16 protein-coding genes are annotated in these 25,911 nt (G+C 45.3%); 13 read left to right on the forward strand and 3 right to left on the reverse strand.

Translation table 11 applies throughout. The features are described from left to right. Positions 1–214: 214 nt before the first annotated feature. From QQL36_RS10380 to QQL36_RS10435, 12 genes are all read left to right on the forward strand, one after another. Positions 215–964 (forward strand): MlaE family ABC transporter permease, encoded by a 750-nt coding sequence (locus tag QQL36_RS10380; RefSeq protein ID WP_083729892.1) that lies wholly within the window; start codon positions 215–217, stop codon positions 962–964. A 10-nt stretch (positions 965–974) separates the two neighbouring features. Next, the gene (locus tag QQL36_RS10385; RefSeq protein ID WP_321569675.1) at positions 975–1,778 is read left to right on the forward strand and encodes an ABC transporter ATP-binding protein; all 804 of its coding nucleotides are present in this window, start codon (positions 975–977) and stop codon (positions 1,776–1,778) included. Between the two features lie 232 nt (positions 1,779–2,010). Further along, positions 2,011–2,892, forward strand: a complete 882-nt coding sequence (gene sucD / locus QQL36_RS10390; RefSeq protein ID WP_083729894.1) for a succinate--CoA ligase subunit alpha — start codon at positions 2,011–2,013, stop codon at positions 2,890–2,892. Between the two features lie 250 nt (positions 2,893–3,142). Further along, positions 3,143–9,241 (forward strand): alpha-2-macroglobulin family protein, encoded by a 6,099-nt coding sequence (locus tag QQL36_RS10395; protein ID WP_321569676.1) that lies wholly within the window; start codon positions 3,143–3,145, stop codon positions 9,239–9,241. A 177-nt stretch (positions 9,242–9,418) separates the two neighbouring features. After that, positions 9,419–10,771 (forward strand): alpha/beta hydrolase-fold protein, encoded by a 1,353-nt coding sequence (locus tag QQL36_RS10400; RefSeq protein WP_321569677.1) that lies wholly within the window; start codon positions 9,419–9,421, stop codon positions 10,769–10,771. Between the two features lie 150 nt (positions 10,772–10,921). After that, entirely contained in the window at positions 10,922–11,983 is a 1,062-nt protein-coding gene (locus QQL36_RS10405) for an FAD-binding oxidoreductase (RefSeq protein WP_321569678.1), read from the forward strand. A gap of 95 nt (positions 11,984–12,078) precedes the next feature. Beyond that, positions 12,079–13,827 carry an aspartate--tRNA ligase gene (gene aspS, locus QQL36_RS10410; RefSeq protein ID WP_321569679.1) on the forward strand — a complete coding sequence of 583 codons (1,749 nt, stop codon included), beginning with the start codon at positions 12,079–12,081 and terminating at the stop codon, positions 13,825–13,827. A gap of 298 nt (positions 13,828–14,125) precedes the next feature. Beyond that, positions 14,126–14,653, forward strand: a complete 528-nt coding sequence (locus tag QQL36_RS10415; protein WP_179091343.1) for a glucosaminidase domain-containing protein — start codon at positions 14,126–14,128, stop codon at positions 14,651–14,653. A 117-nt stretch (positions 14,654–14,770) separates the two neighbouring features. Then, positions 14,771–16,222, forward strand: a complete 1,452-nt coding sequence (locus QQL36_RS10420) for a hypothetical protein (RefSeq protein ID WP_321569680.1) — start codon at positions 14,771–14,773, stop codon at positions 16,220–16,222. A 25-nt stretch (positions 16,223–16,247) separates the two neighbouring features. Then, positions 16,248–17,468 (forward strand): GDSL-type esterase/lipase family protein, encoded by a 1,221-nt coding sequence (locus tag QQL36_RS10425; RefSeq protein ID WP_179091344.1) that lies wholly within the window; start codon positions 16,248–16,250, stop codon positions 17,466–17,468. Further along, a complete protein-coding gene (locus tag QQL36_RS10430) occupies positions 17,443–18,936 on the forward strand; it encodes an MBOAT family O-acyltransferase (RefSeq protein ID WP_321569681.1) in 1,494 nt (497 codons plus the stop codon). Before QQL36_RS10425 ends, QQL36_RS10430 begins: the two co-directional genes overlap by 26 nt. Before the next feature lie 156 nt (positions 18,937–19,092). Then, positions 19,093–20,403: a porin gene (locus QQL36_RS10435; RefSeq protein ID WP_321569682.1), complete on the forward strand. Its 1,311-nt coding sequence runs from the start codon at positions 19,093–19,095 to the stop codon at positions 20,401–20,403. Between the two features lie 157 nt (positions 20,404–20,560). Here the strand turns inward: QQL36_RS10435 and QQL36_RS10440 are convergent, their stop codons facing one another. The 3 genes from QQL36_RS10440 to QQL36_RS10450 form a co-directional block, all read right to left on the reverse strand. Next, complete coding sequence (locus tag QQL36_RS10440) at positions 20,561–21,667, reverse strand: sensor histidine kinase (RefSeq protein ID WP_083724041.1); 1,107 nt, start codon at positions 21,665–21,667, stop codon at positions 20,561–20,563. 88 nt (positions 21,668–21,755) lie between these two features. Then, positions 21,756–22,439, reverse strand: coding sequence for a response regulator transcription factor (locus QQL36_RS10445; protein ID WP_083724043.1), 684 nt, complete (start codon positions 22,437–22,439; stop codon positions 21,756–21,758). Positions 22,440–22,606: 167 nt separating this feature from the next. Further along, complete coding sequence (locus tag QQL36_RS10450; protein WP_083724045.1) at positions 22,607–23,362, reverse strand: DUF1003 domain-containing protein; 756 nt, start codon at positions 23,360–23,362, stop codon at positions 22,607–22,609. A 215-nt stretch (positions 23,363–23,577) separates the two neighbouring features. On the opposite strand from QQL36_RS10450, the gene QQL36_RS10455 reads away from it, so the two are divergent. Continuing rightward, complete coding sequence (locus QQL36_RS10455) at positions 23,578–25,779, forward strand: hypothetical protein (protein WP_321569683.1); 2,202 nt, start codon at positions 23,578–23,580, stop codon at positions 25,777–25,779. Positions 25,780–25,911 lie beyond the last annotated feature (132 nt).

Raw genomic sequence — 25,911 nt, forward strand, 5'->3', positions numbered from 1 at the left:
GGCCACAGGTAAAAGCGTTCTTGAAAAGAGCAATATCTTTTGCGGCCGTAAGCAAAAGCGTTCTTTGCAAAAACCGTTTTCTATAGCCGGCCGCAGGCCTTACCGCCGGCGCGAAAAAGCGGCTGCTGCCGAAGGCGGAAGCCGTTTTCTCGCTGTTCTTCGCTCCTTAATGATTTAATTATTATTTAAATGGATACATTATCTTTGGCCCGTTATGGAATTTAGATTCTTTCATCATTTCGGCAGCTACCTGCTTATGCTCAAAGGAATGTTTTCCCGCCCGGAAAACATGAAGATGTATTGGAAAGAGTTCATCAGGCAGTGTGTGGATATCGGTATTGGTTCATTGGGTATTGTATTCATCATCTCCCTCTTTATGGGAGCTGTAACCACTGTACAGATTGCCTACCAGCTGGTCAGTCCTATCATCCCCAAAGCTACAATAGCCCAGGTGGTGAGGGATACCATCATCCTCGAATTCGCCCCTACACTGACCTGTATCGTACTGGCAGGTGTAGTCGGTTCCAAAATTGCCTCTGAGCTGGGTAACATGCGTGTATCCGAGCAGATTGATGCGCAGGAGATCATGGGTATCAACACCCGTGGTTACCTCATCATGCCAAAGATCGTCGCTTCACTGATCATGATACCATGTCTGATCTGTATCGCTGGTTTCCTGGGTATATGGGGTGGTCTCAAGGCCGGTGAAATGGGCGGCATTCTTTCTGCAGAACAATTCTGGCAGGGTTTAAGACAGGAATGGAAACCTTATAATATCTTCTTCGCACTATTCAAATCATTCGTATTCGCGTTCATTATATCCAGTGTACCATCATATTACGGATATTATGTGCAGGGTGGTGCGCTCGAAATTGGTAAGGCAAGTACCCGTGCCGTGGTGGTAACCTGTGTATTGATATTATTCATGGACTACATACTGGCGGCAATACTGCTGCAAAATTAACCTGGACAACATGATCGAATTAGTTAATATAAAGAAAGGCTTTGGGGAAAAGGTGATCCTGCCAGATGTGTCGGCAATTATGGAGACAGGCAAGGTGAACCTGATCATCGGCTCCAGTGGTAGTGGTAAGACGGTAATGATGAAGTGCATGGTTGGGCTGATGGAAATAGACGGTGGCAAGGTCCTGTACGATGGACAGGATTTCACGAACATGCCTGAAAATGAACGAAAAAATATCCGCCGCCAGATCGGGATGCTTTTCCAGGGATCTGCACTATTTGATAGTTTGACGGTAGAGCAAAACGTGATGTTCCCGCTCGATATGTTCTCTAAAGAATCAATAAAGCAAAAGAAAGCCCGTGTGATGGAGTGTCTCGAAAGGGTACAACTGAAGGACGCCGCTAAGAAATTTCCGGCAGAGATCAGTGGAGGTATGAAGAAAAGGGTCGGTATTGCACGTGCTATCGTTTTGAATCCCAAGTACTTATTTTGCGATGAGCCCAACTCCGGGCTGGATCCGCAAACTTCCCTGCTGATCGATAAGCTGATTAAGGAAATCACACACGAATTTAACATGACCACGGTCATCAATACACACGACATGAATACGGTAATGGAGAGTGGAGATCACATCGTATACATGTACCAGGGTATAAAACAGTGGGAAGGCAGCAATAAAGATATCATTTTCAGTAAAGATGAGCGGCTGAATGACTTCATTTTTGCATCAGACTTCCTGCGTGATGCGAAGGAAATGAGGCAAATGGAGATGTTCCAGGAGAAGGATTGGAGAAGTAAACTGAAGAAAGAGTAGTGCCGGAACTGAACAGGGTAGTGCTGAAAATTGAACCGTGTGAATACTGAAACGAAAAATGGCTGATGCCAGACCGGGCAATTTGACCCGCCCTGAGATAAAAGTTGCCAAAACATGACGACGGACATTAAAAAAACGTGAACAGGACCACAATCAGTAAATTATTGATTGGGAATGTGGGATTAGCGGGTTATTTTTGCCAATAACATTACAAACACATAAACCAAGCGCGATGAGTGTTTTAGTTAATAAGAACAGCAAAGTGATTGTACAGGGTTTCACCGGTACAGAAGGCACATTCCATGCCACACAGATGATAGAGTATGGCACGCAGGTAGTAGGCGGCGTTACGCCGGGGAAAGGCGGCACCAAGCACCTGGATCGTCCGGTTTTTAATACGGTAGATGATGCCGTAAAAGCAACCGGCGCCAATGTATCCATCATTTTTGTACCGCCAGGATTCGCTGCAGATGCGATCATGGAAGCTGCTGAAGCAGGTATAGAACTGATAGTTTGTATTACAGAAGGTATTCCTGTACAGGATATGGTTCGTGCAAAGAACTTCCTGGTAGGTCGTTCTTCCCGTCTGATCGGTCCTAACTGTCCTGGTGTAATCACTGCTGAAGAAGCTAAAGTAGGCATCATGCCAGGTTTCATCTTCAAGAAAGGTAACATCGGTATCGTATCTAAATCCGGTACTCTGACATACGAAGCTGCTGACCAGGTAGTAAAAGCTGGTCTGGGCGTATCTACAGCTATCGGTATCGGTGGCGACCCAATCATTGGTACCCCTACCAAAGATGCGGTTGAACTGCTGATGAACGATCCTGAAACCGTAGGTATCATCATGATTGGTGAAATCGGTGGTAGCATGGAAGCTGACGCTGCAAAATGGATCAAAGAAAACGGTACTAAACCAGTAGTTGGTTTCATCGCTGGCCAGACAGCGCCTCCGGGCCGTCGTATGGGTCACGCTGGTGCTATCATCGGTGGTGCTGACGATACTGCTGCTGCTAAGATGAAGATCATGGCAGAGTGTGGTGTGCACGTAGTAGAAAGCCCTGCAAACATTGGTAAAACAATGGCAGAAGTGCTGAAAGCTGTAAAAGCTTAATAATAAACTAACTGTATAATAATTATCCTCCTGTCAGGCTGTGGCCAGCAGGAGGATTTTTTTTTGGCCCGAAGCCTGTGGCTCTTGCCAGCATAAGACCTATATTTTTATAACTATCTTTATGGAATAGGACCCCTCACCTGCATCCTATCTGTGACGGAAATACACCAGTTATTCATATAAATGCTATCCACATATGCGCCTGATCGTAGCTTTTTTCATTCTATTTTTCATTAGTACAAATAGTACCATGGCTCAGTTTAACTATGACAACCACTGGAAAAAAGTCCAGGAGTTAGATGACAAAGGCCTCCCCAAATCTGCCCTGGAAGAAGTCAATGTAATCTACAGGAATGCACTGCAACAAAAAAATGAAGGTCAGCTGCTAAAAACCCTGATCTTCCGCATTAAGTATGTAAACGTAAAGAACGAAAACCCTGCTACCGACGATAACTTCAAGGTAGTAGATGAACAAAACGTCGTTTTTACCCCAGCGATCCGCGCCATCCTGCAAAGCATGCGGGCGGAACTGCTCCACAATTACCTGGAGAATAACAGGAGCAAACTCTATAGCCGTACTGCTATAGAAAGCGATACTTCTTCAGATATCAGCACCTGGACCTCAGACCGGCTTAATAAAGAGATTGCAGCAGCTTACCTCTCTTCCCTGAAAGATGTGGAACTGCTCAAAAAAGTGAATGTCAAAGATTTCGCAGTCATCATCGAAAAGGGCCAGAACAGCGAAAATCTTCGCCCTACATTATATGACCTGCTGGCACACCGCGCATTAGATTATTTCAAGTCAGGAGAGTACAATTTCAGACAGGCAGCCAAACAGTTCGAACTGCTGGACCCTGCTGCTTTTGCACCTGCTGCTACTTTTGCGGCACACACCTTTACATCTGCTGATACCACTTCTTATCAGTACAAAGCCCTCTTACTGCTGCAGGACCTGATCCGCTTCCATGCAAATGACAAAGCAGCCCTGCTGGATGTAGACATCGAGCGTATTGCCTACATAAAGGATGTAGCTGTGATGCCCGACAAAGAAGAGCTGTACGTACAGCAGATCAAAGCTATGCAGCAAACCTATGCTGGTGAAAAAGGTGTGACACAGGTGATGTACCTGGTAGCACTTTACTACCAGGGTGTAGGAAACGGTAAAGAGAATGTAGGCGAACTGACACCTTCCGCTGCTATGAAACAAGCTGTGGCTTTGTGTGAGCAGGCCATCAAACAAGTGCCTGTTTCCGTTGGCGCAAACAATTGCAGAGGACTGCTGCAAAGCATACAGGAAAAATCTATCGAAGTCACTACTGAACAGGTGAACCTGCCAGATGAACCTTTCCGCGCACTGATCGGCTATAAAAACGTGAATAAACTGTACTTCAGACTGGTGAAAATTGATGAGAGCTTCCGCACTAAATTAAAGGCACAGCTGGAATCAAATGAGGCATATGAAGAGCGTAATAAAAAGTACTGGAACCAGATCCTGGGTAAGAAAGCTGACCGTACATGGGACGTTGCCTTGCCTGGTACAGACGATTACAGGCAACATACTGCTGAAGCAAAAATAGAGGCGTTGCCGTTAGGTCTGTATATGTTGGTCGGTAGTATAAACAGTGCCTTTACAAAAGAACAGAATCTTATCGCGCTACAGTTTATACACGTTTCCAACTTAAGCTACATCGCCCGCTCTACTTATGCTGCTGGTGATGGAAAGGAATTGTTTGCATTGCACAGGAAAACAGGTGCACCATTGCAGGGGGTGAAATTCAATGTGTATGAACAGCAGAACAATGGCAAACTGAAGGTGACGCAATCAGCCATTTCAGCAAAGGATGGTTCCGTAACCCTGAAGCCTGAAAAGCAATACAGCACTAACAGATATGAGCTGATACTGAATGCCGATACACTGGCTCCGGATGATTACAATTACATATACAGATACGACTATTCTAATAACAATACAAATACCCCTGATCACCAGACATTCCTCTTCACCGACAGAGGAATTTACCGTCCGGGTCAGTTGGTATACTTCAAAGGGATTGTAGTCAGCCTCAAGGGAGGTGTAGATGTAGATACCGACAGAAAAATATTGGGCAATTATAAAGTAACTGTACGCCTGGTAGACCGCAATAGTCAGAAGGTAGATTCAATGGAATTAACGACCAATGAATATGGTGCTTATGCCGGTAAATTCAGACTGCCGGAAAACCAGTTGAACGGTGTATTCCGTATCGATGAAGATAACAATGGTGGCAGTGTTTCATTCAGCGTGGAAGAATACAAACGTCCCAAATTCTATGTAGAATTCGATACGTTGCGTGGTACTTATCGCCTGAATGATACGATTACTGTAAAGGGGAATGCACTGGCTTATGCTGGTAATAATATCGATGGTGCAAAGGTGACTTACCGTGTGATGAGACAAGCCCGTTTCCCTTACTGGTGGATGTCAAGGAAAGCGCCTGCTTATAGCCCTGCACGTCAGATCGCAACAGGTACTACAGAAACAGCAGCAGACGGTAGCTTTAAAGTAAGTTTTCCTGCATTGCCTGATCTGAGCATTGCTGCTTCGCAGAAACCAGTCTTTACTTATTCTATCGAAGCGGATATCACAGATGTGAATGGGGAGACCCGTACAGGTAATCAAAGCGTGAGTGTAGGTTACCAGGCCATGGAAATCAGCATTGGGCTGACAGACCGTGTATTGCCACAGGACCTGCAAAAGGTAAACATTTTGACTGAGAACCTGAATGGTGTATTTGAACCTGCTGATGTAGCGATTACCCTGAAACCATTACAACATCCGGGTCGCTTACTGCGTAGTCGTTATTGGGAAAAGCCTGATCAATTTATTCTGTCCCGTGAGGAATATGAAAAGGCATTCCCGCATGATATCTACAATGAAGAAGATGAGCAGGATACCTGGAAAAGAGGTAATGCAGTTTTCAATAAACAACTCAAAACTGAAGCAAATACAACTGTGCTACTCGATGCTAAATTACTGGCGCCGGGTTGGTATGAGCTGGAAGTAAGCACGACCGATAAATTCGGTGAGAAGGTGATGCAGAAGAAAACTTTTGAACTGGTGGATGCAAAGGCAACCCGCGTATCGTATCCTGTTTATAGCTGGTCTTATACAGATGATAAAACAGTGAAACCTGGTGAGACGGCGCATTTTCTGCTGGGTTCTTCTGCTTCAGACCTGCATATAATTGAAACGATCAGTACAAACCTGCAGTCTTCTTTAAGTAGTGATTTCTCTTTCAATAATAGTGTTACTGACAGGAAGTATGATGTGAAAGAAGCGGACAGGGGGAATGTGAATGTGCAGTATGCATTTGTAAAAGATAATCGTGTTTTTACTGAAGAAAGAACCATCGTTGTTCCATGGAGTAATAAGGAGCTGGATGTAACGATTCAGTCACATCGTGATAAGATCTTACCTGGTGCAAAAGAAGAATGGCGCATACAGATCAAAGGTGAAAAACGTGATAAGATAGGTGCGGAGTTGCTGGCTGCCATGTACGATGCATCGCTGGATGCATTCAGGGCAAACCAGTGGAGACTGCCTGATTTATATCCGAGTGCATCAAGATTGGCAAACTGGGATGGTCATACAAACTTTAAGCAGGTAAATGCAGAGACTTACAACTTCGTTGAGAATGATACGCATTATGATGATGTGAATGTTTCTTATGATGATCTGAATTGGTTTAGTGCACAACAGTTTGGTGTAACTGTGATTGATTTTGGAGAGGGGATTGGTGTACAGGCAGTGAAATTGACGGGTTATGGACAGCCTCGCTATTACAATTATATGTCCAGGGACGCAGCGCCCGGAGGTAAGGCAAGGGAAATGAAAAAAGGAGTGGCTGCGCCAGCGCCATCAGTAGCTTTTGCAGCACCAATGATGGAAGCAGACAAGGTGTCGAGCAGTAACGGGTTATTTGCCTTACAAGGAATAGCTCCTGGTGTTGTAACAGCGCAAACGGCAGCAACTGCTGAACCCGCGAAAAGCGTTGAAACTGTCACCCCCCGCACCAACTTCAACGAAACCGCTTTCTTCTTCCCTGACCTTCGCACTGATGAAAATGGCAACATCACCTTCAGCTTCACCGTGCCGGAAGCCCTGACCCGCTGGCGCTTCATGAGCCTCGCTCATACAAAAGACGCTGCATTTGGTTATGCTGAAAGCAGTGTGATCACACAGAAACCATTGATGGTGCAGCCAAATGCACCCCGCTTTATGAGAGAAGGCGATAAGATCATCTTCTCTGCTAAGATCAGCAACCTTGCTGATAGTGCATTGACTGGCGAAGCACGTCTTGAACTGCTGGACGCAACCACCATGAAACCTGTAGACGGCTGGTTCCAGAATGTTTATCCTGCACAGCACTTCACTGTATCTAAAGGACAAAGCACTGCTGTTACATTCCCATTAGAAATACCATATAAATTTGGTAGCTCCCTGTTGTACCGCGTAGTGGCTACCGCCGGCAAATTCAGTGATGGTGAAGAAAACGCTGTACCGGTATTGACGAACTCAATGCTGGTGACAGAAACCCTGCCACTGACGATGCGTGGTGATGGAAAGAAAGAATTTACTTTCGAAAAATTACTGAAGAGCGATGCTTCAGAAACTTTACAGCAGCATGCACTCACAGTTGAATACACCGGTAATCCTACCTGGTACGCAGTACAGGCATTGCCTTACCTGATGGAGTTCCCATACGAATGTTCCGAACAGGTATTCAACCGTTATTATGCGAATACGCTCGCTACTTACATCGTGAATAAACTGCCCGGTGTAAAAAGCATGTTCGAAAAATGGAAGACAACTGATACCACTGCGCTGCAAAGCAACCTGCAAAAGAATGAAGAACTGAAGAGTGTATTACTGCAGGAAACACCGTGGGTGCTGGCTGCTAAAAATGAAGCAGAACAAAAACGCAATATTGCCCTGCTCTTCGATCTGAACAGGATGAGTGCTGAACAACAGAAAGCATTGGAGCAACTGCGTCAGAAACAGCTGCCAAATGGTGCTTTCCCATGGTTCAATGGTATGTGGGAAGATCAGTTTGTAACACAGTATATTCTGGCTGGTGTAGGCCGCTTACAACAGGTAGGTGCTGTGAATAGTCCGGATGCGGATGCGATTGTGACCAAAGGCTTAGCCTATGTAGACAAGAAGATGGACGACTGGTACCATGAGCTGAAACGTAACAAAGCTGATCTGAGCAAACAGCATATCGGTTACATCGAATCGCACTACCTGTACATGCGTAGTCTGCTGAACAAACCGGTAGAAGATAAGTACAAAGAATCTTATCAGTTCTACCTGGCACAGGCTAAGAAATTCTGGTTGCAACAGAGCACTTATACGCAGGCCATGCTGGCGATTGTATTAAATGATAAGGGCATTATCCAATCATTGAAAGAAAACGCCACCAACAACGCAGAGATGGGGATGTACTGGAAGAGTGTAACAGCCGGCTACTGGTGGTACCAGGCGCCGATTGAAACACAGGCTATGCTCATCGAAGCATTCCAACGTGTAAGTCATGATTCAGTAGCCGTAGGCGATATGAAAACATGGTTGTTGAAGAACAAACAAACCAATAACTGGCATACCACCAAAGCAACTGCCGACGCTTGTTATGCAATGCTCTTAGGTGGTGGTAACTGGTTGACTGCAAATCCTGAAATCACCATCCAGTTGGGTAAAACAACTGTGAAGGAAGAAAAGAAAGAAGCAGGTACCGGTTATTTCAAAAAGCAATTTAACAATGAAGAAGTAAAACCTGCGATGGGTAAAATTGAAGTAAAAGTAGATGGCAGTAATGGTCAGCCTTCATGGGGCGCTGTGTACTGGCAATACTTTGAGCAGCTGGACAAAATCACCACTGCGGCTACACCAATGACCCTGCAGAAACAGCTCTTCATCGAGAAGACAAATGACAATGGTCCTGTGCTGACGGCTATCGAAGATGGCAATCAACTGAAAGTAGGTGATAAGGTAAAAGCACGTATCGTGATGAAGGTAGATCGTGACATGGAATATGTACACCTGAAAGATATGCGTGCCGCATGTTTTGAACCTACGAATGTGATTAGTCAGAGTGGGTGGCAAAATGGAGTAAGTTATTACCAGAGCACGAAAGATGCGTCTACTAATTTCTTCTTCAGCCGTTTACCAAAAGGTACTTATGTGTTTGAATACAGCATGTTTGTAACACACAATGGAGACTTCAGTAACGGTATCAGTACTGCACAGTGTATGTATGCTCCTGAATTCAGTGCACATAGTGAAGGAATCAGGGTGAAAGTAATAGAGTAAAAAGAATGCAACCTTTTTGCCAGACGGCTGTCTTTATATTAAGACAGCCGTTTTTCGTTAGTGAACATCCCATGTACAAAATCGGGGCAATATTGAATTTCCGGGATTGTCTAAACTATTGAAAATCAATTTTATCACAAAGTGGTATTTTTTAGTCCACACCAAGATTTCCGGGTCATGAAGCAAACCATCAGTATTCTCCTTGTCATGTTTCTGGCGGCCAATGCCACCGCACAACATATGAAGATCATCAGTGATTCCCTTTACTCTGACAACCTGAAAGAGATGCGTCAGATTGAAGTGGAACTACCGGATAATTATGATCCCGCTTCAGGGAAAAAGTATGAAGTGATCTATGTGACGGATGGTGAATGGAACAATGACATCGTTGCACACATGCAGCGTTTTGTACAAATTCAATTTGTACCTCCCTGTATTGTAGTCAGTATGAAAAACATGGGAGTGCGTGACCGGGATTTTACACCCAGCCGTTTGCAAGGCAATTCCCGCTCAGGGGGAGCCGATAAATTCCTCGCCTTTATGAAGACTGAACTGATGCCCTACATTGAAAAAAAATACCCTGCCCGTGCGGACAACCGGGTATATGTAGGCTCATCGCTGGCGGGTTTATTTGGGATCTACGCTTTTCTGCATGACCCAATGCTGTTTGAGTCTTACCTTATTTCAGACCCTGCGATGTGGTGGGACAATGGTTTGCTGCTCAAAGAAACAGGGGAGAAACTGGCGGGTATGAGCCAGGTACATGCATCGCTGTACATTACAGGCAGGGAAGGAGCAGCGATGCGTGATATGGGGGTATCTCAGCTGGATTCTATTTTCAGAGAAAAGGCACCTGCTTCATTACACTGGAAGGTAACACCGTATGCAGGAGAAACGCACAACAGTATGATCTTTAAAACCGTGTTCGATGGGCTGAAATTTACGTGGGCAGGTTATACCACAGATCAACCCAGGTACCATCCAATGACGGGTATTGTGCTGAAAGATAAATCATTCCCGCTCTACATCTGGCCGGACGAAAGGTCTGACTGGCATTATACCACAGATGGTACGGTACCTACAGCAGCATCACCACGCATCAATGGTAAACTGGATCTGACGATACCAGTACAATTTACCATCAAGTCTATTTGTGTGAGAGATGAATATAGTGATACGATACGTGGTAGTTTTAAAGTAGGAACAACATTGAAATCCGAACCATTGCCAAAGCAGTTGAAACCCGGTGGCCTGGATACTTTGCCGGGATTACTAAAAGGCGGGATCAGGATTGATACAGATGGTTATTATATATTTTTTATCGATACAGAAGACAGCGTGAAAGTATCTCTGGGCAATGCGATGAGCAATGTGACATTTGATAAACAAAGTTTTATCGTGCCCTTACAAAAGGGATATTATCCATTGAAAATTTCTTACAAAGGTGCAGCACCCCGAATAGAATGGATCACGCCTGCCAGCCCGGATTCGGGCCCTCTGCCAGCTGCTGTGTTGTACCCTCATCATTAAAGTTATGATCAGGTATCAAAAGATTTTTTAAAATTGGGGCTATTGCGGTACTGCCGGGCCTTATCAGGGGCCTGTGTGCAGAATAAGTCATTTCTTCCATTGACCACTATCATTACGAGCTAGCGATTTTCGCATTATTTTGCATATCAAATGAATGTAGATTATCTGGTAGTAGGTCAGGGCATCGCAGGTACGATGCTAAGTTACAGCTTGATGCAGGCTGGAGCTTCTGTACTCGTCATAGACGAATACAAGGAAAACAGTTCTTCCCGTGTGGCGGCAGGTGTGGTGAATCCGGTTTCGGGCAGACGTTTTACAGTGGCGTGGTTGTACGACGAGATCTATCCGATAGCCCTGCGCACTTACCGTGAAATGGAGGAATTGCTGGGGTTGCCTGTATATAAAGAGCGGGATCTGTGGACAGTGTTGCCTACAGAACAGCTGAAGACGGCATTCTTTGACAGAACGACAGGTCTGGATTATATGCGACTACCATCGGCCGCTGCTATAGCCCATTATGACCAGTGGCTGGATCAACCTTTTGGCGCAGCCATTATAAAAGGGGGGACAGTGCTGCTGCAACAGTTATTGCCCATCTGGAGAGAATACCTGAAGAAACATAATTCCCTGCTGGAAGAGCGTTTCCTGCCTTCCCAGCTGCAAGCAAAGCCAACCCGTGTCACTTATGGCGACATTCACGCCAGGGCAGTGATCTTTTGCGACGGCGCCCAGACTACCCATAATCCCTGGTTCAGTGCTATCCCTTTCCTCCTGAATAAAGGTGAGGTACTGACAGTGCGGGTACCCGGATTTGAAACAGCGGATATCGTAAAAAGAAGTATATCAATGGTACCCATACCTGGTCAAAACGACATTTATTGGGTAGGTGCCACATTTGCCTGGGACTATCCGGATGAAAACCCAACTGCCGAAAAGCGGGCTTTTCTCGAGAATGGACTCCAACAATTATTAAAAGTTCCCTATGAGGTGCTGGATCACCAGGCGGCAGTAAGGCCAAGCGGCACAGATCGCCGTCCTATGCTGGGTATGCACCCTGAAATGCCGTCTCTAGGCTTATTCAACGGCCTGGGAACCAAAGGTTCCAGCCTGGCACCAGCCATGGCGGCCCAGATGACGGCTCATTTGCTACGCAATGCCCCACTGTGGCAGGAAACCGATATAAAACGGTTTTTTAACAGGTATAAAGGTTAGAAATGCTGGCGGCAAACGTTATCTTTGCCGACCGTTCCAGCGAACTGCAGGATCGGTTGAAATGATATTTAAGAGCAACGCATAAGATATAGTATATGTACAGAACGCACACCTGTGGCGAGTTACGACTGGAGAATATAGGAATACCCGTAACCCTGGCCGGTTGGGTACAGACAGTCCGGAAACTAGGAACCAGTATCACTTTCGTTGACCTTCGTGACCGTTACGGTATCACGCAGTTACTGTTTGGCGAATCTCTGAATCCACAGCTGGAAGATCAACCGCTGGGTCGTGAATTCGTTATTCAGATAGAAGGTACAGTTACTGAGCGTTCTAACAAGAATAAAAATATTCCTACAGGTGATGTGGAAATCGCTGTGACCAAGCTTACTATTCTGAATAAGGCACAGACTCCTCCATTCACTATTACTGATGATACAGATGGCGGCGACGAGCTGCGTATGAAATACCGCTACCTCGATCTGCGCAGAAATGCGGTAAGACAGAACCTTGAGCTGCGTTATCGTGTTAATAGAGCAGCACGTAACTTCCTTGACAGCAAAGGCTTCATGGATATAGAAACGCCTTTCCTGATCAAGTCTACACCTGAGGGGGCACGTGACTTCGTGGTACCAAGCCGCATGAACCCTAACGAGTTCTACGCTTTGCCACAGTCTCCGCAAACCTTCAAGCAACTGCTGATGGTGAGTGGTTACGACAGGTACTACCAGATCGTAAAGTGCTTCAGAGATGAGGATCTCCGTGCTGACCGTCAGCCGGAATTTACGCAGATCGACTGTGAAATGAGCTTTGTAGACCAGGAAGATATCCTGAGCAACTTTGAAGAGATGCTGAAGTACATCTTCAAAGAGATCAAGGGTATCGAGTTCAACGAAGCATTCCCACGCATGACTTATGACTATGCGATGGAATATTATGGTAATGACAAGCCGGACATCCGTTTCGAAATGAAACTGGTGAACATGAATGATACTGTGAAAGGGAATAATTTCACGGTATTCGATGATGCTGAGCTGGTGTTGGCGATCTGTGCAAAAGGTGCTGGTGGTTATACCCGCAAGCAGCTGGATGACTTGACCAATTGGGTAAAACGTCCGCAGATCGGTATGACCGGATTGATTTACGCGTTGTATAACGCAGATGGTTCCATCAAGAGTTCTGTGGATAAATTCTTTGACGAAAGCAAGCTGAAAGTTTGGGCAGAGAAAACCGGTGCACAACCGGGAGACCTGATCCTGGTGCTGGCTGGCAAAGAAGAGCGCACCCGCAAAGCGATGAGCGAGCTCCGCCTGGAAATGGGTGAGCGCCTGGGCCTGCGTAATAAAGATGTATATGCACCGTTATGGGTGGTAGACTTCCCGCTCTTTGAATATGATGAGGAAGATAAACGCTGGGTCGCTAAGCACCATCCGTTTACTTCTCCAAAACCAGAACAGATCAGCTGGATGAACGATCTGTCTAAATATGCGGATATTAAGGCCAATGCTTACGACATCGTACTGAACGGTACAGAAGTAGGTGGTGGTTCTATCCGTATCTTCCAACGTGACCTGCAGGAGAAGATGTTTGCTGCGCTGGGTATGGACGAAGAAGAATTCAATCACAAATTTGGCTTCCTGCTGGGTGCCTTTGAATATGGTGCGCCGCCACATGGTGGTATGGCATGGGGCTTTGACAGGCTTTGTGCTTTACTGGGTGGTAGTGAGAGCATTCGTGACTTTATCGCCTTCCCGAAAAACAACTCCGGACGCGATGTTATGCTGGATGCCCCAAGCTCAATCGACCAGAAACAACTGGACGAGTTGCAGATAGCCCTCAAGTAATGGCATGGTATTTGCCAATGGCAGCATGCAGTTAAACAACTAAAATCCCCCTTGAAACTGTGGAAAATGCGGTATCAAGGGGGATTGTTGCAAACTACAAACTATCAGAGGCACAATATTTACTGAATCCCAAAGACTTATGTAAGTATAGCCCCTCATTCCTACAATATTTTAACATTTAAAAATCACATTATAGAATCTTTTAAACTATATTGCCGGTAAGAAGGAATGTTTCTGGCGCCCGATAATGATGAGATTGATAAAACATACATTATTCAGTACAAGAAAAATTACTGCCATGACATTGAACAAGATGTTCAGCAGAGGTTGGTTTTGTGCAGTGCTATGCATGCTCATACTGTTTGGCAACAGTGCATACTCCCAAAGCAAGAACCGTTATGTATCAAAATACAGTGAAACGGCGATTGCATTGATGAATGAGACCGGTATCCCTGCCAGTGTGATCTTAGGGATTGCGATGCTGGAATCAGGTATGGGAACCAGCAAAAATGCCCGTTTGCTTCACAACCATTTTGGTATTGTGGGCAGCAACAAGTTGCATAAAAAGAAAGGCGTGACCTATCGGTCCCGGTACAGGGAATTTGCATCTGACGATGCGTCTTTCCAGTTCTTTGCCAAAATGGTCATGAAGAAGAAGTATTACTCCAAAATGAAGGGGGATGCTAAATATAAAGACTGGCTGAAGCATATGAACAATAGTGGATACTCTGCAGCAGGGCATGAATGGGAGAGAAGAGTAGCAGGTATGATCAGCCGATATAAGCTGTACAAGCTGGATGAGCAAATGGCTTATTCAAAGAAATAAATTTTGTTAAAAAGACGAACTAAACGCATCTGCCTCAGGTAGATGCGTTTAGTTATGTTAAGGAATAGCGCTATCTTTATTAGCTTTAGTAGACCAATCCAATAATCAGAGTAATTCATGTCTGGCAATAACAAATCTGCCTATCCTTTTTATATCATTACGGGGGCTTTAGTGTGTCTGGTAGCATTATCACAGTTTGACAACATTGTGTTTTACGCAGGGTTCAAAACCCGTTCGCTGGATATGCTGGCGGATCTGCGACCTGATTCTTTACGAAAACAACAAGATGAGGATACCCCAGTCGATAGTTCCATGATACCCCAGATCCCTGACGAAGGAGACTCCACAGAAACTGCTGCTGAACAGGTAGCTGATTCTACCCTTGCTACGGCGCTGGCAGACGTTCCGGATCCTGACAACCACCTCGATTTTACTGATTATAAAGGCATTATCAGCTATAACCTGCCTCCAACTGCCGATACGGCAGCTGCCGGGCTCCAGCATTTCCTCGATGCACTGGCCCAGCTGAAACAAGGCAAACGTAAGAAAGTACGTATCGCCTACTTTGGCGACTCCATGATTGAAGGCGACCTGCTTACAGAAGATCTGCGCGATAGTCTGCAAAATGCATTCGGTGGCAGTGGGGTTGGATTTGTACCGATCACTTCGGTAGTGGCGGGTTTCAGAACCACGATCACCCATACTTTTTCCAAAGACTGGAAAGATTACAGTTATAAACAACAGCCACCTGCCAATATCAAACTCGGTATTTCAGGACACACATTTGTACCCGGTAGCAACAGTTATGTGCGCTACGCACCGGTACATAAAAAACGCCTGGACAAGTTTGAGCGCGTCACGCTTTTCTATGGTCCTGCCGGCGATGCGAATATCACCATCAACGATAAGGCATATATATTGAAAGAGCAGAACACGCTCAACCGTTTTGTATGGTCACAGGATCCGGCACAGAACAATGTGACGATCAGGTGGGCGGGTGGTACGACTACGCCATTTTATGGCGTGTCTTTTGAAGGCGATAGTGGTGTGTATGTAGACAACTTCTCCTTCCGTGGTATCAGCGGGATTGAACTGGGAAAGTTGTCAAAATCACTGGTGCAGGAGATGCAGAGTGAACATCCTTATGACCTTGTCATACTTCAGTATGGCGCTAATATATTGTTCAAACCAAAGTTGACAGACTACAGCTGGTATGCGCGACCGATGAAGAAGGTGATTGATTCTTTGAGAAAAGAGATGCCTGGTACTTCATTCCTGGTTGTAAGCACAGCTGATAAATCATATAAAAATGGTGGTGACTGGGTGACTGCGCCGGGTGTAATGGCCTTACTCAAAGAACAGCATGAGCTGGCTAAGCAGCATGGTACTGCTTACTGGAACCTGTATGCTGCGATGGGTGGTGAGGGTACCATGGCAAAGTGGGTAGACGGTGACCAGGTGTTAGCCCAGAAAGACCATACGCATTTTAACAGACAGGGGGCAGCCAAAGTAGCGGCGCTGCTGTATAAAGCTATGATGGATGAATTTAAGCAGGTGGAAATTCAATAAAACAACATTTTTTGCAGGAATACTTATGTTAACCGCCAGTCTGGCCTCAGGTCAGGCAAACCGGATAGCACAGGATTCTGCACTTTTTAAGTTCTTTGCTTCGCTGGACAGGTCCGATAGTATGGTGGTATCCATACTGCACCTGGGTGATTCTCATATTCAGGCCGGATTTTTCCCTGAGGCGACAGCCTCCCTGCTACAGCGGGATTTCGGAGATGCCGGCAGGGGATGGGTTTTTCCCTGGAACCTGGCCAACACCAATGGCCCTGGCGATTATCGTTGGAACAGCACGGCCAGATGGTCTGCTGATCGTATTATTGACAAGTACAGACCTTCTGTATTAGGACCGGGTGCCATCGTGATCAGTTCTACACAAAGCTCACCGGCACTGGCTTATAACAGGAGAGAAGATAGTAAGGAAAATGATATCAGCCAGGCAGAGTTATTTTATGACGCAGGACCTGAAGAGGCTACGGTGGTATCACCGGGAGCAGATATCAATGTCTTCGGACCTCCCTTCAGGAATGCAAGTTCTACGGTGAAGGTGGCCACCCTGAATTTTGAAGAGCCGGTGCAGAACTTCCAGGTTCGCTGGGATGATAAGGGCAGTCAGCCGTTTCATTTTTACGGCGCCCTGTTGTTCAACGGTAAGCCGGGGGTACAGTACAATGCTATAGGTATAAACGGCGCCATGTACAGCCAGTACAATGATGCCAACAATACCCTGATCGCGCAGATGGATGTATTGAAACCACAACTGGTGATCATCTCTCTGGGTACGAATGAGGCTTACAGTTCGCTGAACGCTGCCAATTTCAGGGATCAGATAGATAGTACAGTGGCGGTGATCCGCCGGTATCAGCCGGGAGCAAGTATTCTGCTGACAACGCCACCGGAGTGTAAGAAGGTGAGTAAGCGTGCCTTCAAAAAGAAAGTAGGGAAAAAGTATAAAACCTTTTATAAGATCTCCTATTATCCTAATCCTTACATAGCGGTTGTGACCCAACAGATCATGAGTTATGGTAAAGAGAAAGGTATTGCCTGCTGGAACTTTAATGCGGAGAACAGGTTCAGAGATGCTGAATTCGCAGGCGGTTGGTCGGGGGATCATATCCACTTCAATGTACGTGGATACCAGTTGCAGGGGAAATTACTGTACGAAGCATTGCACCAGAGTTATTTAAAGTATAAAAAGTACGCTACCGCACACTACAACGTGAATGAAGATGACGATAGAGCTGAATAAAATCATAAGTCTACTGACGTATCATAAGGAGAATCCTATCCTGTTTAACAGTGCCTTTTTCATGTACTACTTTGCCGTGTTCCTGCTGTTTTACCTGGCGGCGAGTAGTAATAAACGGGCCAGGGTGGCAGTGTTCACCGTATTTTCATTGTATTTCTTTTACATGGCCTGTGGCGTGTATGTAGGGTTGGTATTGTTGTCGGCGGTCGTGGATTTCAATTTGTCCAGGTGGATATACAAGTCAGAGAAAGCCGGGCTCAGGAAGCGGTTGCTCATATTGAGTATCGTGTTGAACCTGGGATTGCTGTTTTACTTTAAGTATACCGACTTCTTTATCGGGATGATCAATGACCTGGAACTGGGGCATATACATCCGTTAAAGTTGTTGCTGCCGATAGGTATTTCCTTCTATACATTCGAGAACCTGAGTTATACCGTCGATGTGTACAAGCGGGAATTTAAGCCTGTGGACGATTTCATGGACTACCTGTTCTTCCTCTCTTTCTTTCCTAAACTGATGATGGGACCGATTGTAAGGGCGGCGGATTTTATTCCGCAGATAGAAAAGCCGTATGTGCTGGATAGGGAGGATATTGGGAAAGGGATGTACCTGATAGTGAGTGGGTTGTTTAAGAAGGTGGTGATATCGGATTTTATTAACCAGAACTTTGTGCAGTATATATTTGATGATCCAAGTAAGCATACGGGGTTAGAGTGTTTATTGGGTGTGTATGGGTATGCGCTGATCATTTATTGTGACTTCTCTGGTTATTCAGATATGGCGTTAGGTATAGCCCGGTGGACCGGGTTTAAGATTCCACCGAACTTCGATTCTCCCTATCAGAGTAGCAGTATTACAGAGTTCTGGCGCAGGTGGCATATTTCGTTGTCTTCCTGGCTAAGGGATTACCTGTATATACCTTTGGGGGGCAATCGTAAGGGGAAGGTGAGGCAGTTTGTGAATTTGTTCCTGACGATGTTGATTGGTGGGTTCTGGCATGGAGCGAGCTGGAATTTTATATTCTGGGGAGGGTTGCATGGTACTGCGCTGGCGGTGGATAAGGTGAGGATTGATTATTTGAAGAAGAAAGGGGGAGGGCCTTCCGGTTTTTGGGGAGGTGTGTTGAAGGTAGTGGGCGTGTTGGTAACGTTTAATTTTGTGTGTTTCTGTTGGATATTCTTTAAGGCTTCGACATTCTCAGATGCGTGGGCGTTGATACACCAGGTGGTGTATGATTTCCAGCCGGAGGTGTGGTTGGAGTTGTATAATGGGTATACGGCAGTGTTCTGGGTGATGTTGCTGGGGATGTTCCTGCATTTTATGCCGAAGAAGATGGAGTTGGGGACTGAGAGTTTGTTGAGTAAGGTGCCGGTTGTAGGGAATGTGGTGATTATGGTAGTTTTTATTTGGTTGTTGGCGCAGGTGAAGAGTTCACAGACGATGCTGCCGATATATCTGCAATTCTAGTTTAAGTTTTAGTCGCATTTAGGGGCGCCTTTCCGGCGCCCCTAAATGCGACCGCAGCGAAAGGTTCTGGATTTTTCCGAAGGAAAAATCCAGAACCTTTCGCTTATTTAAGAAATTGTTAAATTTTTGCTTTCTTTGCCGCAAATTTCAACTTGAATGCGGCTTAAGCTCCTGCCGATTGTCGGTGTGTTCCTTCTCCTTTCCAGTCTTGCAAAGGCTCAGTTCCTTATGGACATGATTGATACCACCAAGAATCTTGGCAAAGGTATGTTCTCTCTCTACCAGAAATACGACGCTATGCGTTTCAGTGGCTACATCCAGCCTCAATTCCAGCTGGCCCAGGGTAAAGGCATTGAAACCTACGCCGGTGGTAATTTCCCGGATCATGTAAACAATCGTTTCATGCTTCGTCGTGGCCGTTTCCGCCTTGACTACCAGCGGTATAATGCCAATCAGATGCCTGTGGTACAGTTCGCTTTTCAGTTTGACGGAACAGAAAGAGGGGTATTTATTCGTGACTTCTTTGGGCGTTTGTTCGAAAACCGCTGGGATGTATTTTCTGTTACCACCGGTATGTTCGCCCGGCCGTTCGGGTATGAAGTCAACCTTGCCTCCAGCGATCGTGAAACACCGGAACGTGGGCGTATGTCTCAAATCCTCATGAAAACGGAAAGAGATCTGGGTGCCATGGTTACTTTTGAACCTCGCCGACAGGATAATCCTTTCCGCTTTATGCGTATAGATGCCGGTCTGTTCAATGGGCAGGGTTTAAATGCCAGCAGTGATTTTGATAGCCATAAAGACCTCATTGCCCGTGTATCTGTCAAACCACAGCGATTGAATGCTGCCAACTGGCTTTTATCGGGTAGTATTTCCTGCCTGTATGGAGGGTATGAACAGTTCACGAACTACATATATAAGGTTGGTGGCGATGTGTTCAAAGTAGATTCATCTGCTGCTAATGTAGGCAAGATCGCTCCCCGCCACTATTATGGTGCAGATGTACAATTGAAGATCCCTAACGGGAAGAAAGGAGGATTTACAGAGCTCAGGGCAGAATATATTCGTGGGGTACAGACAGCAACGCTCAGTTCTTCTGAATCCCTGTATGCGATTCCTATGAATGGAACAGTCAATGCGCCGTTATACGTTCGCAACTTTGATGGGGCATACTTTTACTTTTTGCAGAATTTAGGTTCACCCAAGGACCTGATAGTATTGAAATATGACTGGTATGATCCTAACAGGGATGTAAATGGCACACAGATTGGTGCTACTGGTGCTGGTTTTACCAAAGCTGATATTAAGTATAATACTTTTGGCGCCGGTTATGTGCATTATTTTGATGCGAATACAAAGCTGATGTTTTATTATGATTGGGTGAAGAATGAAACGACTGCACTGACCGGGTATACGGAGGATGTGAAGGATAATGTGTTTACGTGCAGGATACAATACAGGTTTTAATATTCTCCATTTGGGTTTTCAAGCCGGCTGCAGGTCCGTTTGCAAACAAAACATTCATGAAAGCGGGAATTCACCAACCGGCATGAAACCCATTTTCAGAAAAAAGCTTTTGCCGGAGGCAAAAGCTTTTTTGTTTGATTGTATTTTTAGTTGTGTATTACTCTCCTGACTCTAATGTAAATCCAAACGTACTACCAATTTCCGGCTTACTGCGGATGTTGATCGTTTGTCCATGGGCTTCTATAATATGCTTCACAATTGCTAATCCAAGGCCGGTACCTCCAATATCTCTTGACCGTGCTCTATCCGTACGATAGAACCTTTCAAACACACGTGGTAAATGCTCTTCAGCAATCCCGATACCATCATCAGAAATCTCTACCAGCACGCGCTTATCATCCATAATGTAGATGCTTGCTACCGTATGGCCATCTGTACGACCGTATTTGATTGAGTTGTCAATTAAGTTAATCAGCACCTGTCTTACTTTCTCTTTATCTGCCAATACATGTATTGGTGCTTCACAGCCTTTCTTCACATTGAACTTAATTCCTTTGGTATTCGCCTTTAGTGAAAGGGTGTCGAATACATCCCTGATCAGTTCCTGTATCACAAAGTTCTCTGCATTGATCGTCATCTCTCCACTTTCCAGTTTAGAGATCTCATCCAGGTCATCTATCAAGCGACAAAGGCGTTCAATATTCTTGGTAGAATTCTTCAGGAACAGTTTATTCACTTTCGGATCATCCATGGCACCATCCAGCAGTGTATGAATGTACCCCTGTACCGCGAAGATCGGTGTCTTCAGCTCATGGCTCAGGTTCAGCAGGAACTCTTTACGATACGCCTCGTTTCTACGCAGGCTATCCAACTCTTCTTTCTTTTGACTGGCCCACTTCTCCACATCTTCACTCACCTCTTCAATCGTCTTTAGGGGAAGAATATTCTTGTTGAAGAACTCTTCTCTCTTAGACGCTTTGGTCTGATAAATGAATTTATAAATCAGCTTGATCTTTCTGTAGATAAAGTTCTGTAAGGTATACAGATAGAGATAGTAAGACGTGAGGAAGGTGAGCACGAATGCTGTGACAATGATCTTCCAGTCACTATCAATTAATACAGACCCCAACGTGATGACCGTTGCGAGAATCAGTGCGGTAAAACCCGCTAATTTTTGCGGGGAAAGGTTTTTGGCTTTGAACATACTCCACAATGAGTAATGATTATAATACCGGGAAATTAATCCAATTTTTTCACTTGCCATACAAAGGAATTCCTCCGGATAACTGTTGCAACCTATGATTGCATCAGCTATCCGGCCAGGTTCGGCCTGCTGCCGTTATCAACACAATTTACATTTCGAACTTATAGCCAACGCCTTTTACAGTGGTAATGAGATCGATCCCAATTTTCTGGCGGATCTTACGGATATGCACATCTATGGTACGGTCGCCCACGATGACTTCTGTACCCCATACCTGATTAAGGATCTCGTTGCGAAGGAATACGCGGCCTGGTTTAGAAGCCAGCAGTTGCAGTAATTCAAATTCTTTCTTAGCCAGGATGATCTCCTGTCCTTTGTATGTCACTGTAAACTTCTCTCTGTCGATGATCAGGTCGCCCAGATGTACCTGCATTTCTTCAGTCTTGTGCAGACGGCGGAACAATGCATTGATACGGCTTACGAGCAACTTTGGCTTGATTGGTTTTGCAATATAGTCGTCAGCACCCATGTTCAGTCCATCTACCTCCGATTTTTCATCATTGAGGGCAGTCAGAAAGAGCACCATGGTATCTTTAAATTCAGGAATTTTTCTGATCTCCCGACAAGTGTCGATACCGTTTTTATTGGGCATCATAATGTCCAGCATAATCAGGTCCGGACGGAACACTTTCGCCTTCTGAATCGCCTCGATACCGTCTTTGGCAGTTACTGTATCATATCCTGCAGACTTAAGATTATAACTGATAATCTCAAGGATATCGAGCTCATCATCCACCACTAAAATCTTACCTGCTACCGCTTGGTCCATCATATAGTTTGACATTTTTAGACGGCACAAAATTATATCGCCGGCCCCGCTATTAATGAAAAGTTAATATTATCTAATTGTTAATTCGGACGTATGGCACACCCATAGCCGGTATACGGGAAAATTAAGACATATGAATTTACGTCATTTTCAGGGGATTCAGATGATAGCTATTCTGTTTTTTTGTTATTGCCATTTATTTCCCTGTGATTACCATTCCCTTCGCCACCGAGTTTTTTGATTGCCTGCGACATTTCGGACAGCATTTCGATCTGAGTTTGTTGCATTTCCATCATATCCTGCTGCTGGTGAATGATTAGGTGATCGATTTTTTCATGTAAGATCCTGACTTCCAGCTCGGACTTCAGGTTGATCATATAGTCATTTTTTGCCCTGATCCTGTCCTTTTCTTCCGTACGGTTCTGGCTCATCATGATGACAGGGGCCTGTAAGGCTGCCAGGCAGGAGAGGATGAGGTTGAGGAGGATAAAAGGGTAGGGGTCAAAGCCTTTGTTGAAAAGCCAGAAGACGTTGAACGCCATCCAGAGGAGGATAAAGACGAGAAATGAGATGATAAAGGTCCAGCTTCCGCCGAATTCGGCAATTTTATCGGCTATCCGCTGACCGAAGGTGAGTTGTGAGCCATCGCCGTCCTCCAGTTTGTCTGTAAGTGTATCGTGGTCACGAAGCTTTTCGATCACGGTTTTCTCCATTTCGGTGAGTTCTCCGATTTCCTTGGCGAAGAGGTGCTCGAAATAGTGTTGCCTGTATTTGTTGAGCTCAGAGAGCGAGATCTTTGATTTAATGCTGAGGTTGGGATGGTCCTTGCGGATCAGGTCGAGAACGGACTTACGAACATTACGGCAGTGGATCTTTTCATTGGCGGGGAATTCGTTGCCTGAAAGATCGCTGATGAAGTTTTGCATAAATAAAGCGGATTTCCGGGATGAAGGTACTAAAATTACAACAGCATCCTCCGCCGGGGGGACTTCCTGCTCCTGAGATACGATTGCCGGGGGCAGAAGTATCTCAGGGGCGATTGGTGGCCCGATCCGTGGGGCGCCAATGAGCAGAACTCCCTTATTGTAGGAAATTGGTAGTAAATTTGCTATACTAGCCTTTATTAAGCATAGTTGTATTAATGAAAAAAATTATAATAGTCCTGTTAATGATTGTCTTTCAGGACAGTCTGGTTCATGCACAAAGTACTCAGAAGATAGACATCCCTATCGGGCGTATCGGATTCCATGATAATATCGACAAAGAGCAGGCAGCAGCACTAAAATTTGATGGCAAGGCGGACGACCTGGTAAAGGTGTCGGATGATCAAACGATCAACCTACAGGTAACCAATGCCCTGATCAGGCAGGTGGATGATATGCAAACCCAGATAGAACTGGATTCTTCACTCGATCATCGTTTGAAAATCAAGTACCTGTCAGGGCTATATGTTATGCTGCACGATTATAATATGAAACGTGCTTACCATAAAATACAGGCTGAAGAAGCTCCTGTAATGGTAGAAGCTTACAGGAATATGATGGCTGCCGATATCAAAGGGCAGAGCATCAAGCCTTACCTGCAGGACCTTTCGTTCGACGCAGGCGAGAAAATGATCGAAGTATTTAAGGATAACCCTGGTTATAGAGACGCCAGGGAAATACTCTTTGGTAAATATGCCTTCAATCACCTTGAAACTGTGATGACAGAGATTTCAAGTTACCTGGAATACCCTATCACCGACTCCGTAATTGCAGCAGTAGCAAGTAAATATCCTAACCAGGTATTGACTTACGCTACTTCGTACACACCGATAGCAGCCAGCATCCGCAAGAACCCGGATCCTATTGTACAGCAGATCGTAGCCATCGGCAAAACGAGCCAGCCTACACTGATCCTGCCTTTCATCGATGAACTGATGGCCGGTACCACTACCGTGGATAAACTCACGACTGTAATCAGCAATGAAGACCTTTACTTCAAACAGCTGGTGAAGAGCGCCATCGCTTTGCAACACCGCCGTAACAACGGAGAACACGTACTGGGTCTGAAAGCGATGATGGAGAACCTGCAAGCCAAGTCCCTCCGCTATATCCGCGAAGTGGATGACCTTCATGAAGAGCCTGCTAATGTACGCTTTGCTATCGTTAAGAACTTTACACCAGAAGAACTGTATTACCTGATCGTAAACGGTCAGGAAGAGTTATATACTTCCAGTTACACCAACCATAACAACGCCGGTCTGTACGACCAGATGATGGCTCGTATGAAACCGCCGCGTGGTGATAGTTTGCTGATGCTGGTAGAATTTGACCGCTTTAAGAAATTCATCGCTATGGCGGCTGGTTATAACACCCTGGATAACTTCCTGAAATCCATGGATCCGGCAAATGCCAACTACCTGATGAAGAAATATGTGAGCAGCCTGGAGAAAACAGAAGACCTGGAAGATGCAGTAGATGTGGCTAACTCATTCGGTAGTATCAGAGATACAAAGCTGCTGGCTTTCCTGCGTGAAGAGGTTGCTAAGAACTATGCTTACCTGTCTAAGAAAAAGGATAGAAGAGGGATGGTGATCTATGAACTGCTGGGTAGCCTGTTCGACACTGAAACAGAGAAGACCAGTGATTCTTCCAAAGCCACTGAAATGGCGACCAAGCTGAAACTGCCTCCGATCAACTTCGTGACTTATAATAGCCTGCTCAATGACAGCGGCAGAATTATACAACAGGTATTTTTCTATGGAGATAAAGATGGTCATGATTCATATGTAAGCTTTATGGGCAACTTCCCATCAAGCGAGTGGAGAGTGACTAAGGGTAAATACTGGACAGTGATCACTTCTATCAAGGGTAAGCCAATTACTATCTATGCGAACCTGCCACTGGAAGAGCCGGCGGATAAGGAAGCGATTGAGAAGCTGAGTGAGTTCCTTGATGAAAATGATATTCATCCGACCGTATTCATTCACCGTGGGCATAGTTATCACGTGAATACTACGCTGGATAATTTGCAGGCGACTGCGAAGATAGTGGTATTGGGATCTTGTGGTGGTTATCATAACCTGGCGATCGTGTTGGAGAAGTCACCAGAGGCGCATATTATTTCTTCCAAGCAGGTGGGTACCAGGTTTGTGAATGAGCCGATCATTCGTCAGTTGGATGAGACGCTGAGAGTAGGGAAGAATGTGGATTGGGTGGATATGTGGAGTGTGTTGACCAGGAAGTTTGCGGGGGATGCGAGGAATAAGGAGTTGTTTAGTGATTATGTGCCACCGCATAAGAATCTGGGGGCGATATTCATAAAGGCTTATAAGCAGATAATGAAAGACGAGAAATTATAATTGGAAATTATATAAAAGCTCCTGCCAGAGGCAGGAGCTTTTCTTTTGCGGGGCTACCATGAACGGTTCTGCTACTGCACAACCGTTCATGGTAGATTATTCCTTAAAAAAGCTGTAGGTTTGCTTACTGTA

Origin of the sequence: Chitinophaga sp. LS1 (assembly GCF_034274695.1) — a bacterium.
Lineage (GTDB): Bacteria > Bacteroidota > Bacteroidia > Chitinophagales > Chitinophagaceae > Chitinophaga.

Bases quoted from the DNA above. Each gene is read 5' to 3' on its own strand.
- QQL36_RS10385 (WP_321569675.1), top strand. From the start codon at position 975: ATGATCGAATTAGTTAATATAAAGAAAGGCTTTGGGGAAAAGGTGATC.
- QQL36_RS10405 (WP_321569678.1), top strand. From the start codon at position 10,922: ATGAATGTAGATTATCTGGTAGTAGGTCAGGGCATCGCAGGTACGATG.
- QQL36_RS10440 (WP_083724041.1), bottom strand. From the start codon at position 21,667: ATGGCAAGTGAAAAAATTGGATTAATTTCCCGGTATTATAATCATTAC.
- QQL36_RS10400 (WP_321569677.1), top strand. From the start codon at position 9,419: ATGAAGCAAACCATCAGTATTCTCCTTGTCATGTTTCTGGCGGCCAAT.
- QQL36_RS10450 (WP_083724045.1), bottom strand. From the start codon at position 23,362: ATGCAAAACTTCATCAGCGATCTTTCAGGCAACGAATTCCCCGCCAAT.
- QQL36_RS10435 (WP_321569682.1), top strand. From the start codon at position 19,093: ATGCGGCTTAAGCTCCTGCCGATTGTCGGTGTGTTCCTTCTCCTTTCC.
- QQL36_RS10395 (WP_321569676.1), top strand. From the start codon at position 3,143: ATGGCTCAGTTTAACTATGACAACCACTGGAAAAAAGTCCAGGAGTTA.
- sucD (WP_083729894.1), top strand. From the start codon at position 2,011: ATGAGTGTTTTAGTTAATAAGAACAGCAAAGTGATTGTACAGGGTTTC.
- aspS (WP_321569679.1), top strand. From the start codon at position 12,079: ATGTACAGAACGCACACCTGTGGCGAGTTACGACTGGAGAATATAGGA.
- QQL36_RS10420 (WP_321569680.1), top strand. From the start codon at position 14,771: ATGTCTGGCAATAACAAATCTGCCTATCCTTTTTATATCATTACGGGG.
- QQL36_RS10455 (WP_321569683.1), top strand. From the start codon at position 23,578: ATGAAAAAAATTATAATAGTCCTGTTAATGATTGTCTTTCAGGACAGT.
- QQL36_RS10445 (WP_083724043.1), bottom strand. From the start codon at position 22,439: ATGATGGACCAAGCGGTAGCAGGTAAGATTTTAGTGGTGGATGATGAG.
- QQL36_RS10430 (WP_321569681.1), top strand. From the start codon at position 17,443: ATGAAGATGACGATAGAGCTGAATAAAATCATAAGTCTACTGACGTAT.
- QQL36_RS10425 (WP_179091344.1), top strand. From the start codon at position 16,248: ATGTTAACCGCCAGTCTGGCCTCAGGTCAGGCAAACCGGATAGCACAG.
- QQL36_RS10415 (WP_179091343.1), top strand. From the start codon at position 14,126: ATGACATTGAACAAGATGTTCAGCAGAGGTTGGTTTTGTGCAGTGCTA.
- QQL36_RS10380 (WP_083729892.1), top strand. From the start codon at position 215: ATGGAATTTAGATTCTTTCATCATTTCGGCAGCTACCTGCTTATGCTC.